This window comes from Mycobacterium sp. NGS64, assembly GCF_059812245.1.
Window position 1 is genome coordinate 630,123 of the sequence record NZ_JCALCI010000003.1, and the last position, 13,643, is coordinate 643,765.

Annotated in this window: 12 protein-coding genes, 1 pseudogene and 1 riboswitch; of the genes and pseudogenes, 5 read left to right on the forward strand and 8 right to left on the reverse strand. The window is 68.3% G+C overall.

Annotation, left to right across the window (positions count from 1 at the left end; translation table 11 throughout):
• Positions 1 to 72 precede the first annotated feature (72 nt).
• Positions 73 to 1,794, forward strand: coding sequence for an oxalyl-CoA decarboxylase (oxc, locus tag AC5Y4S_RS16890; protein WP_500033825.1), 1,722 nt, complete (start codon positions 73 to 75; stop codon positions 1,792 to 1,794).
• On the opposite strand, the gene AC5Y4S_RS16895 is transcribed toward oxc, so the two are convergent.
• Both AC5Y4S_RS16895 and AC5Y4S_RS16900 read right to left on the reverse strand, forming a co-directional pair.
• On the reverse strand, positions 1,778 to 2,719 hold the full coding sequence (locus tag AC5Y4S_RS16895; protein WP_500033826.1) for a LysR family transcriptional regulator: 942 nt from the start codon (positions 2,717 to 2,719) through the stop codon (positions 1,778 to 1,780). The genes oxc and AC5Y4S_RS16895 overlap by 17 nt on opposite strands.
• 60 nt (positions 2,720 to 2,779) lie before the next feature.
• On the reverse strand, positions 2,780 to 3,439 hold the full coding sequence (locus AC5Y4S_RS16900; protein WP_500033827.1) for a cysteine hydrolase family protein: 660 nt from the start codon (positions 3,437 to 3,439) through the stop codon (positions 2,780 to 2,782).
• 163 nt (positions 3,440 to 3,602) lie between these two features.
• Between AC5Y4S_RS16900 and AC5Y4S_RS16905 the strand changes: the two genes are divergently transcribed.
• The gene (locus AC5Y4S_RS16905) at positions 3,603 to 4,358 is read left to right on the forward strand and encodes a L,D-transpeptidase (protein WP_500033828.1); all 756 of its coding nucleotides are present in this window, start codon (positions 3,603 to 3,605) and stop codon (positions 4,356 to 4,358) included.
• Positions 4,351 to 4,556, forward strand: a pseudogene (locus AC5Y4S_RS16910) (hypothetical protein); the annotation flags it as partial. The gene AC5Y4S_RS16905 and the pseudogene AC5Y4S_RS16910, both read left to right, overlap by 8 nt.
• 10 nt (positions 4,557 to 4,566) lie before the next feature.
• Here AC5Y4S_RS16910 and AC5Y4S_RS16915 read toward each other — a convergent pair.
• The gene (locus tag AC5Y4S_RS16915) at positions 4,567 to 5,175 is read right to left on the reverse strand and encodes a hypothetical protein (RefSeq protein WP_500033829.1); all 609 of its coding nucleotides are present in this window, start codon (positions 5,173 to 5,175) and stop codon (positions 4,567 to 4,569) included.
• A gap of 121 nt (positions 5,176 to 5,296) precedes the next feature.
• On the opposite strand from AC5Y4S_RS16915, the gene AC5Y4S_RS16920 reads away from it, so the two are divergent.
• A complete protein-coding gene (locus tag AC5Y4S_RS16920; protein WP_500033830.1) occupies positions 5,297 to 6,235 on the forward strand; it encodes an NADP-dependent oxidoreductase in 939 nt (312 codons plus the stop codon).
• A gap of 1 nt (position 6,236) precedes the next feature.
• Here the strand turns inward: AC5Y4S_RS16920 and AC5Y4S_RS16925 are convergent, their stop codons facing one another.
• Both AC5Y4S_RS16925 and AC5Y4S_RS16930 read right to left on the reverse strand, forming a co-directional pair.
• The gene (locus AC5Y4S_RS16925) at positions 6,237 to 8,003 is read right to left on the reverse strand and encodes an NRAMP family divalent metal transporter (protein ID WP_500033831.1); all 1,767 of its coding nucleotides are present in this window, start codon (positions 8,001 to 8,003) and stop codon (positions 6,237 to 6,239) included.
• A 45-nt stretch (positions 8,004 to 8,048) separates the two neighbouring features.
• A complete protein-coding gene (locus AC5Y4S_RS16930) occupies positions 8,049 to 8,258 on the reverse strand; it encodes a hypothetical protein (RefSeq protein ID WP_500034061.1) in 210 nt (69 codons plus the stop codon).
• Between the two features lie 261 nt (positions 8,259 to 8,519).
• Positions 8,520 to 8,691, reverse strand: a riboswitch (M-box (ykoK) riboswitch).
• Between the two features lie 110 nt (positions 8,692 to 8,801).
• On the opposite strand from AC5Y4S_RS16930, the gene AC5Y4S_RS16935 reads away from it, so the two are divergent.
• Positions 8,802 to 9,461, forward strand: coding sequence for an O-methyltransferase (locus AC5Y4S_RS16935; RefSeq protein WP_500033832.1), 660 nt, complete (start codon positions 8,802 to 8,804; stop codon positions 9,459 to 9,461).
• A gap of 4 nt (positions 9,462 to 9,465) precedes the next feature.
• Here the strand turns inward: AC5Y4S_RS16935 and AC5Y4S_RS16940 are convergent, their stop codons facing one another.
• The 3 genes from AC5Y4S_RS16940 to AC5Y4S_RS16950 form a co-directional block, all read right to left on the reverse strand.
• Positions 9,466 to 11,556 (reverse strand): acyltransferase family protein, encoded by a 2,091-nt coding sequence (locus AC5Y4S_RS16940; protein WP_500033833.1) that lies wholly within the window; start codon positions 11,554 to 11,556, stop codon positions 9,466 to 9,468.
• A 92-nt stretch (positions 11,557 to 11,648) separates the two neighbouring features.
• Positions 11,649 to 12,857 (reverse strand): DUF1214 domain-containing protein, encoded by a 1,209-nt coding sequence (locus AC5Y4S_RS16945; protein WP_500033834.1) that lies wholly within the window; start codon positions 12,855 to 12,857, stop codon positions 11,649 to 11,651.
• 24 nt (positions 12,858 to 12,881) lie between these two features.
• On the reverse strand, positions 12,882 to 13,643 hold the full coding sequence (locus AC5Y4S_RS16950) for a sugar phosphate isomerase/epimerase family protein (RefSeq protein ID WP_500033835.1): 762 nt from the start codon (positions 13,641 to 13,643) through the stop codon (positions 12,882 to 12,884).

Consider the following 13,643-nt stretch of genomic DNA (forward strand, 5'->3'; position numbering starts at 1 on the left):
GTCTTGGACACCTGCGCGCACCGGGACGACAGTGATAACTGACCGTAGGTAGCTCACCAGGAGGCCGCCACCATGACAGGTTTGACCGACGGCTTTCACCTCGTCGTCGACGCCCTGAAGGCGAACGACGTCGACACCATCTATGGGATCGTCGGCATCCCGATCACCGACCTCGCCCGCACCGCCCAGGCGTCGGGCATCCGCTACATCGGCTTCCGACAGGAGGCCTCGGCCGGCAATGCCGCCGCCGCCGCGGGGTTCCTGACCCGCCGCCCGGGCGTGTGCCTGACGACGTCGGGTCCGGGATTTCTCAACGCCCTACCCGCGCTGGCCAACGCCACCACGAACTGTTTCCCGATGATCCAGATCTCGGGTTCCAGCAATCGCGCGATGGTGGACCTGCAGCGCGGTGACTACCAGGACCTCGACCAGCTCGAGGCCGCAAGGCCTTTCACCAAGGCCGCCTATCGGATCGGCCGGATCGAGGACATCGGGCGCGGCGTGGCGCGCGCGATTCGCACGGCGGTCTCCGGTCGGCCGGGCGGCGTCTACCTCGACATCCCCGCCGACGTCCTGGGTCAGACCCTGGAGGCGTCCGCGGCGGCGGCGACCGTGTGGCGGGTTGTCGACCCGGCTCCGCGGCAGCTGCCGGCACCGGAGTCGGTAGATCGCGCGCTGCAAGTGCTGAGGCGGGCGCGCCGACCGCTGATCGTCCTCGGCAAGGGCGCCGCATACGCGCGGGCCGACGATGCGATCCGGAAGTTCGTGGAGGACACCGGGATTCCGTTCCTGCCGATGTCGATGGCCAAAGGGCTGCTGCCCGACTCGCACCCGCAGTCGGCGGCGGCCGCGCGTTCGCTGGCGATCGCGCGCGCCGACGCCGTCTTGCTGGTCGGCGCCCGGCTGAATTGGCTGCTCGGCCACGGGGAGTCGCCGCAATGGTCCCGCGACGCCAAGTTCGTCCAGATCGACATCGCGCCTTCGGAATTCGACAGCAACCGGCCGATCGAGGCGCCGCTGACCGGTGACATCGGCTCGGTGATGTCGGCCCTGTGCGACGCGGTGGCCGCGGATCCCGTCGTCGCGCCCGCCGAATGGGTCGACGAGCTGGCCGAGCGCAAAGCCCGCAATGAGGCCAAGATGGTTCAGCGACTCGCCGAAGACCCGCATCCCATGCGGTTTTACAACGCGCTCGGCGCCATTCGCTCTGTGCTACAGGAAAACCCGGGCGTCTACGTGGTCAACGAGGGCGCCAACGCGCTGGACCTGGCCCGCAACGTCATCGACATGGAGGCGCCGCGGCACCGGCTCGACACCGGCACGTGGGGGGTGATGGGCATCGGCATGGGATACGCCATCGCCGCGGCGGTGGAGACCGGCGACCCCGTCGTCGCGATCGAGGGTGACAGCGCGTTCGGGTTTTCCGGCATGGAAGTCGAGACGATCTGCCGCTACCGGCTGCCGGTGACCGTTGTCATCCTCAACAACGGCGGCGTCTACCGCGGCGACGAGGCGCCGGCCGGCTCGGCCGCAACGGGGCCGGATCCCGCGCCGACCGTGCTGAACGCGCGGGCGCGTCACGAGCTGATCGCAGAGGCGTTCGGCGGCAAGGGATATCACGTCACCACCCCCACCGAGCTGCGCGCGGCGCTGGCCGAGGCGATCGCCGGCGGGGGGCCGTCGGTCATCGACTGCGAACTCGACCCGACGGCCGGCGTGGAAAGCGGGCATCTGGCAAGCCTGAACCCGAGCAGCGCGGCCACCTCGCCGGCGGTGGTCAGCGCCGGCGTGTGATGCCCAACAGTTGCGCGTCGAAGAACTCGCCCAGCTGCAACTGTTGCGCGGACGCGATGAGCGCACGCGCGACGGGTGAGCCCGGCCCGGAAGCGTTGGTGGCCAGCGCGATCTCGGCCTTGAGCGCCGGCTCGACCATCTCGACCGCGCGGATGTCCCGGGTTTCCGTACCCAGCTGGGACGTCCACAGCCAGGTGTGCGGCACGATGCAGGCCCAGTTGCCGGTGGCCACCTGCGCCAATAGCGAAGCGACGGAGTCGGTTTCGACCTGCGGGGTAACGGTGATCCCCTGGCCGGCGAAGGCTTCGTCGATGATCTGGCGATCACGCATGTCGGCGGTGAGCAGCGCCAGTGGCAGCTGCGCCGCCTCGGGCCACGTCAGCGTCGACGCCCCGGCGGGCAGCATGCTGGCCGTCGAGAGCAGCACGTAGTGCTCCTCGTAGAGCGGCACCAGGTTCACATCGTGGGCGTCGTCGGTGGCGGAGTGCACTATTGCGGCGTCCAAGTCGAACTCGCGCAGGCGCCGGTACAGCTCGGTGGCGGCAAGCCGGGACAGGATCTGCACTTTCGCCAGCGGATGCGCCGAACAGAACGCCGAGAGAACCAGGGACGCCGTCGTCGAGGCGGTGGGCACCGTGCCCAGCCGAAGTGTTCCCGCGATGCCGGACCGGACGGCGTGCACCTCGGCCTTGAACGCGTCGTGTTCGGCGAGAATCCGTTTGGCCCACACGACCAATCGCTCACCCTCGGGCGTGAGGCCCTCGAAGCTGTGGCCACGGTTGATCAGCGTGACGTTGAGCTCGCGTTCGAGCTTGCCGATCGCGGCGGACAGCGCGGGTTGCGACACGTAGCACTTCTCGGCCGCCCTGGCGAAGTGGCGCTCCTGGGCGACCGCAACGAAGTACTCCAGCTGACGGAAAAGCACCCGCACTCCTCGGTGTTCGCGCTCGGTGTTCGGGCGCCGACCTCCGCTGAGGCTAACGCGTCACCCGCGCGCCAGCCAAGCGAGTGTCTCTGACAACCCCACGACATCCACCCCGATGGCGCGGCATTCGTCTGCACCCCTCTCGTAGAGGCCCGAGATCGCGTCGGACACCAGGACGATCCGGAAGTCGCGTTCGGACGCCTCGTAGATCGACGTGCGAGGACAGTTTGGGAAGTTGCATCCCGCGAAAACCAATGTGTCGGTGTCACTTTCGCGCAGGTGGCGCTCGAGGGCGGTGCCGTAGAACGCGCCCCACCTCGGCTTGTACATCACGTGCTCGGCGGCTCCGATCTGTTGGAAACCGCCGGACAGCAGCAATTCGTGGTCCAGCTCAATGACATTGGGCAACAGTTCGGCGGCGATCTGCGAGCCGTAGCTGCCCGGTACTGCGATTCTCGCGCCCTGCTCGATCGATTGCCGCCGCACTAGGTCGACGTTCGACCCATCCGGCCGGTAGAGGCGGATCGCATGCACGATTGGCAGCCCGCTTTCGCGGAAGGCGGTCGCCAGCTTTGCCATTGCCGGGATCGCCGCGTAGGTGCCCGCGACCGGCATCGGCGTGTCTCCGCCCGGCATGTCCAGAAAATCGCGCTGTACATCGACCAGTACCAGCGCCGCCGAAGGCGCCAACGGGCGCGTATAGCGATCCTTTGCTGTCATGCCCGCTCCTCACCGCCCCCCGTGACGGGATCGAACCCAACCGGTGATCCGATCGCTGTTGTGACGAGTGGGCGAAGCTGGAATTGTTTGCTGAAAACCGTAATGGGTAGACAGCCAGTAGAATATCGTTGTGTTGACTGCACAATCGCAAAGGGTGGGCGCCATGCGTCGAGCGGTTCGTTATCTATTCGTTATGGTGGCGTGCACGACCATGGGCGTGTTGGGGAGCGGCGCCCGCAGCGTGGCCGCGGTCCCGGTTCCCGATCCCGTGCCCGTAGTCGCGTCGGTTGCGCCGGCCGACGGCGCGGTGGTAGGCGTAGCGCACCCGGTCGTGGTGAAGTTCACCGCGCCCGTCGCCGATCACGCCGCGGCCGAACGGTCGATTCGTGTCACATCGCCGAGCGGCATGCCGGGGCATTTCGAGTGGGTCGAAAATAACGTCGTGCAGTGGGTTCCGAACCACTACTGGCCCGCCCACACCCACGTCTCGGTGGGTGTGCAGGCGCTTACGACGGGCTTTGAAACCGGTGATGCGCTCCTCGGTGTTGCCAGCATCTCCGAGCACACATTCACCGTCAGCCGAAACGGAGAGGTGCTTCGCACGATGCCGGCGTCGATGGGCAAGCCCTCCCGTCCGACGCCGATCGGCAGCTTCACCGCCCTGGAGAAGGACCGCACCGTGCGGATGGACTCGCGGACCATCGGCATCCCGCTGAGTTCGCCCGAGGGATACGACATCATCGCTTCGTACGCGGTGCGGATCACCAACAGCGGGGTGTACGTGCACTCGGCCCCGTGGTCGGTTGACTCGCAGGGCCACGCCAACGTCAGTCACGGATGCATCAACCTGAGCCCGGACAATGCGGCGTGGTATTTCAACCAGGTGAGCGTCGGCGATCCCGTCCAGGTCGTGGCCTGACCCCTCGCGGACCGTGGCAAGGGCCTTGCCGGACAAGCAGCGCCAGCAATCCGTAAGCCGGAGAAACCGCTGCGCGGTGCGCCGGCGCCGACGGAGGTCTTCCGCGCGGCGGTGCAGGAGGCCAAGATCGGTGGGGGCAAAGACATTCCGCACCTCTCGGCGGCCCTGATCGACAAGTCCGTGTCGGACCTGCGCTGAGTGGCCCAGGCTAGCTGGGCAACCCGCTCTTGACCGCCGCGTCCTGCTTGCGGCCGACATCGGTCGCGACGCCCGGGTCGATGGGATCGTTGGGCGCGCTGTCGAATTCGAGGTTGACGAGTGCCTTGCCCTCGTTGAAGAGCAGCACCGTGATGGCCTGGGAATTGCCCGGAGCGGTGCCGGAGATCATCGCGCCGTTGGAGCCGATATCGATCGGCTGCCACGTTCCGCTGACCTTGCCCGCGTAGTTGGCCTTGGTGTTCTCGACTCCCGCCGCGGCCACCTTCGGATCGGCGACGATCAGGATCGTGTCACCGATCCGGCGGCTGTTGTCGGCATTGGCGAAGAGTTGCGCGACGCCCGCGGCGTTGTTCGGATTGAGCACCGGCGGCTGGGGAGTGGTGAAGTCGCCACCGATGTCGCTGGCCTTGATCAGCAAGTTGCTGTAATCGGTCTGCTGCCCGGGCGACGGGCTGGTCACCGCGCTCGAACCGGTCGCGCCACTGCCCGGTAGCGATGTGGAGGGCGAACTGTGGTGGTAGTCGCCGCAGCCGGTGGTGGCGCCGCCGACTGCCGCGGCGACCGCCCAGCCGGCGACGGTGATCCGAGCGAGCTCCATGGGGTTCCCTCCCTGTCCAATCCGCGGCGCCTGACGCTACTGCGAAATGCAGGAGGGAACAAGAGCAGGCCACGCGCCTATGCTGGCGGGGCGAGGCCTGTTCGCGGCGTGAGGGGGAAAGATGACGGCAGGAACGGCGCGAGCCGTACGGTTCGACCGTTATGGGGACCGCGACGTCCTCTACGTGGCGGACGTGGACATGCCGTCGCCCGGCCCGGACGAGGTGGTGGTGGAGGTTCGCGCCGCCGGCATCAATCCCGGCGAGGCCGCCATCCGAAGCGGTGCGATGCATGACATGTTCCCCGCCACTTTTCCGTCCGGCGAGGGCAGCGACCTTGCGGGGGTGGTGACCGCCGTGGGGCCGGGAGTGACGGCGTTTTCCGTCGGCGACGAAGTCCTGGGGTTCAGCTTCCGCCGCTCCAGCCACGCCACGCATACCGCCGTCCCGGTTGATCAACTGATTCGCAAGCCTCCCGAATTGAGTTGGGAGGTAGCGGGTTCGCTGTATGTGGTCGGCGTGACGGCCTACGCCGCCGTTCGCGCCGTCGACCCCAAACCGGGCGAGACGGTCGCCGTTTCGGCGGCGGCGGGCGGGGTCGGCAGCCTCGTCGTGCAGCTGTTGGTCCTGCGCAAGGCGGTGGTGCTGGGCATCGCCGGGCCGGGCAACGCCGACTGGCTGCGCGCCCACGGCGTCACCCCGGTCGAGTACGGGGACGGCCTGGCCGACCGGCTGCGAGAGGCGGCGCCCGGCGGGATCGACGCGTTCATCGATCTGTTCGGCCCCGAGTATGTCCAGCTCGCCGTGGATCTCGGCGTCGCGCCCGATCGGATCGAGACCATCATCTCGTTCCAGAAGGCCGGCGAGGTGGGCGCCAAGACCGAGGGCAGTGTGGACGCGTCGACGCCGGAAGTGCTCGCCGAGATGGCCGACCTGATCGCTACCGGCGCCATCGATTTCGAGGTCGCCGGCACCTACCCGCTGGACCACGTCGCCGACGCCTTCGAGGAACTCGAAAAGCGGCACACCCGCGGCAAAATCGTGCTGCTGCCGAACGGTTGATTCAGAGCGACGTGGCCGGCCCGACTATGCCGGCCTGCACGATCTTGATGATCACGAACACGACGGCCACGACCAGATAGCCCCGCAGGGTCAACAGCCCGGCCCGCCGGATCGGCGACATGACCGGCCGGTCCAGCATGGCGAGGTTGGGGGTCTGCCAACGCGCCCGGTCCTGCCGGCGCACGGCCCGCCGCTCGGCGCGCGTGAGGAGCGGCGCGTCGTCGAGTTCGTCCACCTCTTCGGGATCCACGCCACCGCCGAGCGTCCCCGCGACGGCTTCCGCGTCCCGCCGGTCGCGGTGCCGCCGGCCGGTGACGATCGCGACGGCCCCGCCCACGATCCCGATCGCCGCACCGACCGCGAGACCGGCCTCGATGGTGCCCGTGGACAGGCCCGGGAAGAAGGTCGTCGCCGTCAGCGCAAGCGACAAGACCACCAGACACCACACGACGGCCCACGCGATGATGTTCTGCCGCACCGTGTTTACCCACGGCCCCAGCACCGCCCGGTCGTTGCAGAGCAGGACCAGGAACACCGTCGCCGAGGGCAGCAGGACGCCCGCGAGGGCCTGCACGCCCTGGGTCACCAGGCCCAGGACGTGGTCCGGGCTGAACGCGACCGCGGCGGACACCGCCAGCAACACGGCGTACCCGCCATAAAACAGCGGAGCCTCGCTGACCTTCCAATGCAGCGAGTGCCGCTTGCCCAACGCGTCACCGACGGCATACGTGGTGGCCAGCCCGATCGCGTTGGCGCCGATCAAGGACGCATCCAGCAGGATGATCGCGAACAGCGCGCCCACCGTCCCGCCGAGGTGCCGGGCCAGGCCGGCGGCCACCGCACCTGCGTCGGTGAAGCCGCCGACGTCGGCGGTGCCGGCCAACCCGAACGCGGTCACCGCCATCAGGGCCGTCGCGCCGACCATGACGACGACGATCCCGATGATCAGATCGGCTCGGGCATAAGCGATCCAGCGGGTCGTGATGCGCTTGTCCACCACATTGGACTGCTGAAAGAACAGCTGCCACGGTGCGACCGTGGTGCCCACGATCGCGACGACGAGCAGCAGCACGGTGGAGTTGAGCCCGCCCGGGAACTGCGGCACCAGCCCGCCCGCCGTTCCTTTCAGCGTGGGATGCGCCATCAACACCATCGGAATGATGAGCACGTTCACCGCGATCAGCAGGAACATCAGGCCCTCCCAGCGGCGGAACGACCCCCCGGCCACCACGGCGAACAGCAACACCGCGGCGGCCGGGATCGCGATCGCCTTGGGGCAGCCCAAGAACCCGAGTGCCAGTGATACTCCGATGAATTCGGTGACGATCGTCAACGCGTTGAGGATCAGCAGATCACCGACGCTGAAGGCGCCCCAGAACTTGCCGAACCGCTCGAAGATCAGCCGCGCGTGGCCGACCCGGGTGACCGCGCCCAGCCGCAGCACCATCTCCTGGTTCACGTACAGCACGGGGATCAGCAGTGCCAGCGTCCACAGCAGCCCCATCCCGTAGTTCTGCCCCGCCTGCGCGTACGTCGCGACGCCGCCGGCATCGTTGTCCCCGACCATCACGATCAGTCCGGGACCGGTGATGACCATCAGGGTCCGCAGCCGCCGCCAGCGGCCACCGGTAGCCGGGTGTGCGGCGTCCCGGTTGATGCGACCGAACGCGCCGACGATGTCGCCGGCGTGCGCCGAATCCAGCACGGCTTGGCTTGGCGCCTCGGACGTACTCAGGTCGCCGCGGGGCTCGGTCGAGATCGACGTCATCGAATCCTCGCTATCTCCGAACAGGTTCGGGGTCGGGTTAGCGAATCATCGCCGGTTGTTGTCCGGCGGATGCCCGCCCAGCGAGGCCGAGATGACCGCGATCGGCATCCGCGACACGTAGAGGTTGGCCCGCTCCTGCGGAGTCAGCGTGCTGCGCGCGTGCAGCTTGCCGACCAAGAGTCGGCCGATTCGCAGCATCGACCGGCCGCGTCCCCGCTGCAGACCGGTAAGGCGGTGTGCAACAACAAAAGCCATGATCGTCTCCTGTCGGGAGGTCCGATCGGCTCCTGGCATGGCCCTAGGCGCCCGCAATGCGCTTGCTGCGCAGCGGTATAGGGGACCCGAGGAAATCAGGCGGCGAATAGGACGCCGGAACCGGATCGGGACAAGACGGAATTGGGATACGGACTGTCGCCGGGACTCATCTCGCCCTCACCTCCTCACGGCCGGGACACACGCGGGTGTCGTCACATTCACCTGAACGGAAGAGGCGAAATGACCGGCGGAAAACCACCGGTCGCACCCCTCTCGTCGGAGCTTCGGCACTGCACGGCGTATCCGATGGTTCCGGAAGCCACTTGGGCTCAACCCTTGGGTCCGGGAAGAGCTGTCCTGACCCGGGGCGTCTCTCGACGTTCGGGGTCAGTGGCCTGTATCCGTGCAGACGCCTCACCTACCGAGGTGCTTGCCCGTCCATCTTGCACCGCGACCCAATGGGCGTCAAATTACTTTACGCAACCATCACGTTGGTTTCTGTTAACCCAAGACCCATCGACCGTCGCGACTACGCTCGAAACCATGGCTAATACTTTGCAGGCGCCCAAGGTCGCGACGGTGCTCGACCGGATGTACACCGAAACGAAAAATCAAATGTCGCGGTTGCGGGAAAGGGTCGGCGATTTCGACCGGCCGATGAGCGCGCAGGAGCGCGCCGACGCGATGAGCGAGTTTTACATCCCGGTCACACCGGAATCCGGCCGCCTGCTCTACGCGCTGGTGCGGGCGACCCGGCCGGCCACGGTCGTCGAGTTCGGCATGTCCTTCGGAATCTCCGCGGTTCACCTGGCCGCGGCGGTACGCGACAACGGCACCGGCCGGGTGGTGACCACCGAGCTCAGCGCCAGCAAGATCGCCGCCGCCAAGCAGACCTTCGCCGAGACCGGCCTGGACGACGTGATCACCATTCTCGAGGGAGACGCGCTGACCACGCTGGACAAGCTCGACAGTTCGGTCGATTTCGTCCTGCTGGACGGGTGGAAGGACCTCTACCTCCCGGTGATCGAGCTACTCGAACCGCGCCTGTCCACCGGCGCGCTGATCGTCGCCGACAACGCCAGCGCCGCGGACACCCAGCCCTACCTCGACCGGGTGCGGGACCCGGACAACGGCTACGTCAGCTTCAACTTCCTGGTCCGGGAAAGCGACAGCATGGAAATCAGCTGCCGCACCGGCGATTAAGGGCCTAGCGCAGGGATTCCTCTAACCAGGGCGTCAGCCATTTCACCCCTTCGGGGGTGAGATGGACGCCGTCGCTGCGCACCTTGATGCCGTCGACCTTGGTCGTGTAAACGCCGTCCGGGCACAGCTTTTTGTTGAGGTCGAGGATTTGGACGCCGGTGTGCTGGGCGATCGTCTTGCGCAGCATGGCATTCCAGAGGTTGACCCGGTCGGGCTGGTCCTCCGGATACAGCCGGCCGTCCGGCTTCTCACCGCCCCGGCTGTAGGGCACGGTCGCCACCACCACACGAACACCGTTGGCACTCAGGATGTTCAGCGCTCGCTGCAACTCACCGTTGAGGTAGGCGTCGAAGGTCGGATCGCCGATATGCGTCCATTGCCCCTCGTTGACCCGATCGACCGTCTCCCACCGGCCGATGATCAAGAGCGCGACGTCGGGCTGATCCTGGCCGAGCTGCGCCGACCACCTGATGGGCCAGCCGTCGCATTCGGGCCGCTGCTCAAGGGTTTGGCCGATGTACCGATACGGCGTGCCGCGCACCAGGCTGCAGCCGATGACGGTGTGGTCGAGGAACGCGAAGCCGGGTGTCGGCGGCAGGTAGTGCATCCAGGTCCACCCGATCGAGTCGCCGAACACCGAAACGGTGAAGGGCCGGTGGGGATCGCGGGGCGCGGGGCGGCCACCGCCCGGCGGGGACGGCGAGACCGCGGCCACCGCCGAGACCCCCGGGGGCAGGCCCTCGCGCAGGCCGGGCCCGGTGCCCACCGGGACCACCAACAGCGTCACCGCGGCGGCGCTGGCCACGGTCGCCGCCGCGAGCGGCAACAGCGGCACCCGCGCCGGCCGCCACCGGCGGATCGGTTGTTCGATCAGCCACCACGACGCCGCGGCGACCACCACCGTGGCGGCGCACCGCGCGCCGAACAGCGGCAGGCCGGACCATCCGGTGCGTTCACCGTTGAGGGCCAGGAAGATTGGCCAGTGCCACAGGTACACGCCGTAGGAGATGGCGCCCAGCCACACCAGGGGACGCAGGGCCAGGATGCGGGCGATGGCGCCGCGCTGCTCCATCGCCACCGGGGCGACCACGAGGACGGACGCGACCGCGACCCCGATCAGCAGACCGTGGCGAAACTCACCGGCGCGGCCCGACGCGAAGTGGGTCGCCGCCGCCAGCCCGGCCACGCCGAGCAGCGGCAAGAAGCGGGCGACCCGCCGTCCCCACCGGCTGCGGATCAGGCACCAGCCGCGGTTCATCGACGGCCAATCCCGCACCAGCAGTGCCGCCGCGGCGGCGCCGGTGAGCAACGCCTCCGCACGGGTGTCGGTGCCGAAATAGATTCGGTCCCTCGTCGAATCGGAGGCCAGGACGATGGCGAGGGCCGCGGAGGCCAGCGCGCCGGTGGTGGCGATCAGGAAGGTGGCGAACCGCACCCCGCCGACGGTGGCCCGCCGAAAGTACCGCCGGGCGCGCGCGGCCAACAGCAGGGTCACCGCGATGAGCAGGACCGGCCAGATGAAGTAGTACTGCTCCTCCACCCCGAGCGACCAGGTGTGCTGCAGCGGCGACGGCGGGGCGCCCTGGGTGAAGTAGTCGGTGTTCTGGGCCACGAACCGCCAATTCGCGACCCACAGGAACGCGGCGATCGCGTCGTCGCGTAATCCGGTGAGCGACTGGCTCGGCAGGAGCTCGCGGGCCGCGCCCACGGTGAGCACCATCAGCACCAAGGCAGGCAGCAGCCGTCGTGCCCGCCGAATCCAGAAGCCGGTCAGCTCAATTCGGCCGGTGCGCTGGAGCTCGTCGAGCAGCAGCGAGGTGATCAGGAAGCCGCTGAGGACGAAGAAGATGTCGACGCCGATGAACCCGCCCGCGACACCGGGGATGCCGCCGTGCCCGACGAGCACCAGCGTGACCGCGATCGCGCGAAGCCCGTCCAACGCCGGAATGCCGCTGCGCCGTTCGGGTTGATCCCAGATCGCGATCCGGCCGGCGCGGCGCACCGGGGCGACCCATCGCGGCCGACGAGCAGAACGCGCCGGTGCGGGGTTCTTCCCGCCCGGTTCAGTGTCCGCCGTTAACGCGCCCTGGCCCATGCCGATACGTCGCTGCCCCTCCTCGTGATCGCAGCCAGCCTAGTTGCGCAGGAGCCCGGATAGCCGGAAAGACACGCGCGTGCGAGGGCGCGTCAGAGGGGAAATCGGTTACGGATCCCGTTGAAGCGCTCCCACATCAACGCGGTTCGTTCGGCGCCGGTGACACGCGCGGTTTCCGGCGGTAACGCGCGCGCGAGGTCGGCATGTTTGACGAGCCGGGTCGTCAGCGTCGCGGGCTGACCCGCGAGCATGTGCCGGTAGGTGAGGTTCCCACGCTCGAATCCCTGGGTGTCGATCCAGTTGTGCAGGCCCGGGTCCCGGTGGGCCAGAATCAGTCTGACCTTGCCGTCGTCGTCGACCGATGCGCGGCTCGGGGTGTAGCTGACCGGCCGGTAGAGGAAGTCCATGCTGGTGAAGTAGGCCCCCATGTTCGTGATCATCCACAATCCCTCGTGGGCGTCGAACTCGACGATGAGGGCGTCGTCGGGGCCCAGTTCCCAGTACATGTTGGCGGCGGCGCGGCCGCGCTTGGCGTCCGCGTCGGACGCGTCCGGGCGAGGGAACCGGTTCGGATGTTCACCGTCGACGCCGCCGTGGGTGAACGGGAACTCGGGCCAGTCGCTCATCAGCCCGGTGACGAAATCACCCGCCCAGCGCATGGCCGCGACCATGGTGGCGGGTGTGGGCAGCGGCTTCGGCGAGGTCATGTCGACGCGCTCGATCCGCATCCGGGCCGGACGCTCGTCCCAGCGGTCGAAACCCTGGCGGATGAACAGCTTGCGCGACTGCGCGGTGGTCGGCAGCCAGTTCGGGCCGCGCTCCGGGCCGCCGATATACAGCTCGAAGGTGCCGTCCGGCTCGACTCGGAGCTGGTGGCCGAGCAGGTTGACCTCCGGCACGTCGCCGAACGGCTCGTGCAGGACGTGCGGGCCGTCCGGGCGCGCCCCCTGCACGGTGATGTTGAAAAAGGGCGCGGTGCCGCGGGTTCCGGTGATCCGGTACGTCGATTCGCCGTCGATCCAGGCCTGCTGGTAGGTGAAATCGGCGCAGTCCCCGCCCAGTTTCCGGGTCGGGTTGCAGAAGGCGTGCAGCACCGGATAGCGGGTGTCGCGGGTTTCCAGGGCCAGATCGAACGCCTGCCCCAGGTTCTGGGTGAGGAAGCGAAACGCGTCGGCGCGCTGCACGCCGGAGGTCGCGTTGAAGTCTTTGAACGCCTGCTTGCCGGCGGCCTTCAATCGCTCGCAGAATTCGTCCCACGCGCGGTCGAGCGCCGCGTCGTCCGCCCCGTCGCCGAAAGCCACCGCACCCCTTCCTTTCTCGGCTGCTCAGCCGTCGAGCCTGTCGAGCATCGCGCGCACCGTCGCGCACGCCCGCCCGGCCGCTGCCAACCTGCCCTCCGCGTCGATGCGGGGGCCGAGCAACTCCAGGTCGAAACCGAACCGGTAGCCCCCGGCCAACGCCTGGGCCACGAACGATTCGACCGGAATGGCACCGTCGCCGGGTACCGCGCGGGCCGGTAGGGCGCGGTCGCCGAGCACGTAGTCGCTCAGCTGGATCAGTTGCGTGCGGGGCAGCGCCCGCCGCAGCAGGCCCGCGAGATCGGCTTCGGCCCAGCAGTGAAACAGGTCGATGCAGATGCCGAGCCCCGCCAGCTCGGCGAGGGTGATCGTGTCACGCAGGCTGTGCGCGAAATGGATGTCGGCGTACAGGCTCGACGCGTTTTCGACGGCCAGGCCGACGCCGGCCTGCCCGGCCTCTTGCACGCACGGCTCGATCGCGCCGCAAAACCGCTCGGCCGCCTGCTCCCAGGTGAGCCCGTCTCGGCCGCCGGTGAGCAGGTAGATGCACCGCGCACCCGTCGCGGCGGCGGCATCGATCAGCCGGGACAGGTCCGCGCCGGCGCGGAACAGATGGTAGACCGCCTCGACCGCGTACCCTTCGGCGCCGATCAGGCGGACGAAGCCGGGGTCGAGGAGTTGAGTGTCGAGGATGCTGAGGTGCCGCAGGCCAAGGACCGTCCAATTCTGGTGCAGCTCACCGGTATCCGCCCCGAGGAACGTCACGTTGTGGACCGATAACGCGCGCAC

Bases quoted from the DNA above. Each gene is read 5' to 3' on its own strand.
- oxc (WP_500033825.1), top strand. From the start codon at position 73: ATGACAGGTTTGACCGACGGCTTTCACCTCGTCGTCGACGCCCTGAAG.
- AC5Y4S_RS16900 (WP_500033827.1), bottom strand. From the start codon at position 3,439: ATGACAGCAAAGGATCGCTATACGCGCCCGTTGGCGCCTTCGGCGGCG.
- AC5Y4S_RS16905 (WP_500033828.1), top strand. From the start codon at position 3,603: ATGCGTCGAGCGGTTCGTTATCTATTCGTTATGGTGGCGTGCACGACC.
- AC5Y4S_RS16915 (WP_500033829.1), bottom strand. From the start codon at position 5,175: ATGGAGCTCGCTCGGATCACCGTCGCCGGCTGGGCGGTCGCCGCGGCA.
- AC5Y4S_RS16920 (WP_500033830.1), top strand. From the start codon at position 5,297: ATGACGGCAGGAACGGCGCGAGCCGTACGGTTCGACCGTTATGGGGAC.
- AC5Y4S_RS16925 (WP_500033831.1), bottom strand. From the start codon at position 8,003: ATGACGTCGATCTCGACCGAGCCCCGCGGCGACCTGAGTACGTCCGAG.
- AC5Y4S_RS16930 (WP_500034061.1), bottom strand. From the start codon at position 8,258: ATGGCTTTTGTTGTTGCACACCGCCTTACCGGTCTGCAGCGGGGACGC.
- AC5Y4S_RS16935 (WP_500033832.1), top strand. From the start codon at position 8,802: ATGGCTAATACTTTGCAGGCGCCCAAGGTCGCGACGGTGCTCGACCGG.
- AC5Y4S_RS16940 (WP_500033833.1), bottom strand. From the start codon at position 11,556: ATGGGCCAGGGCGCGTTAACGGCGGACACTGAACCGGGCGGGAAGAAC.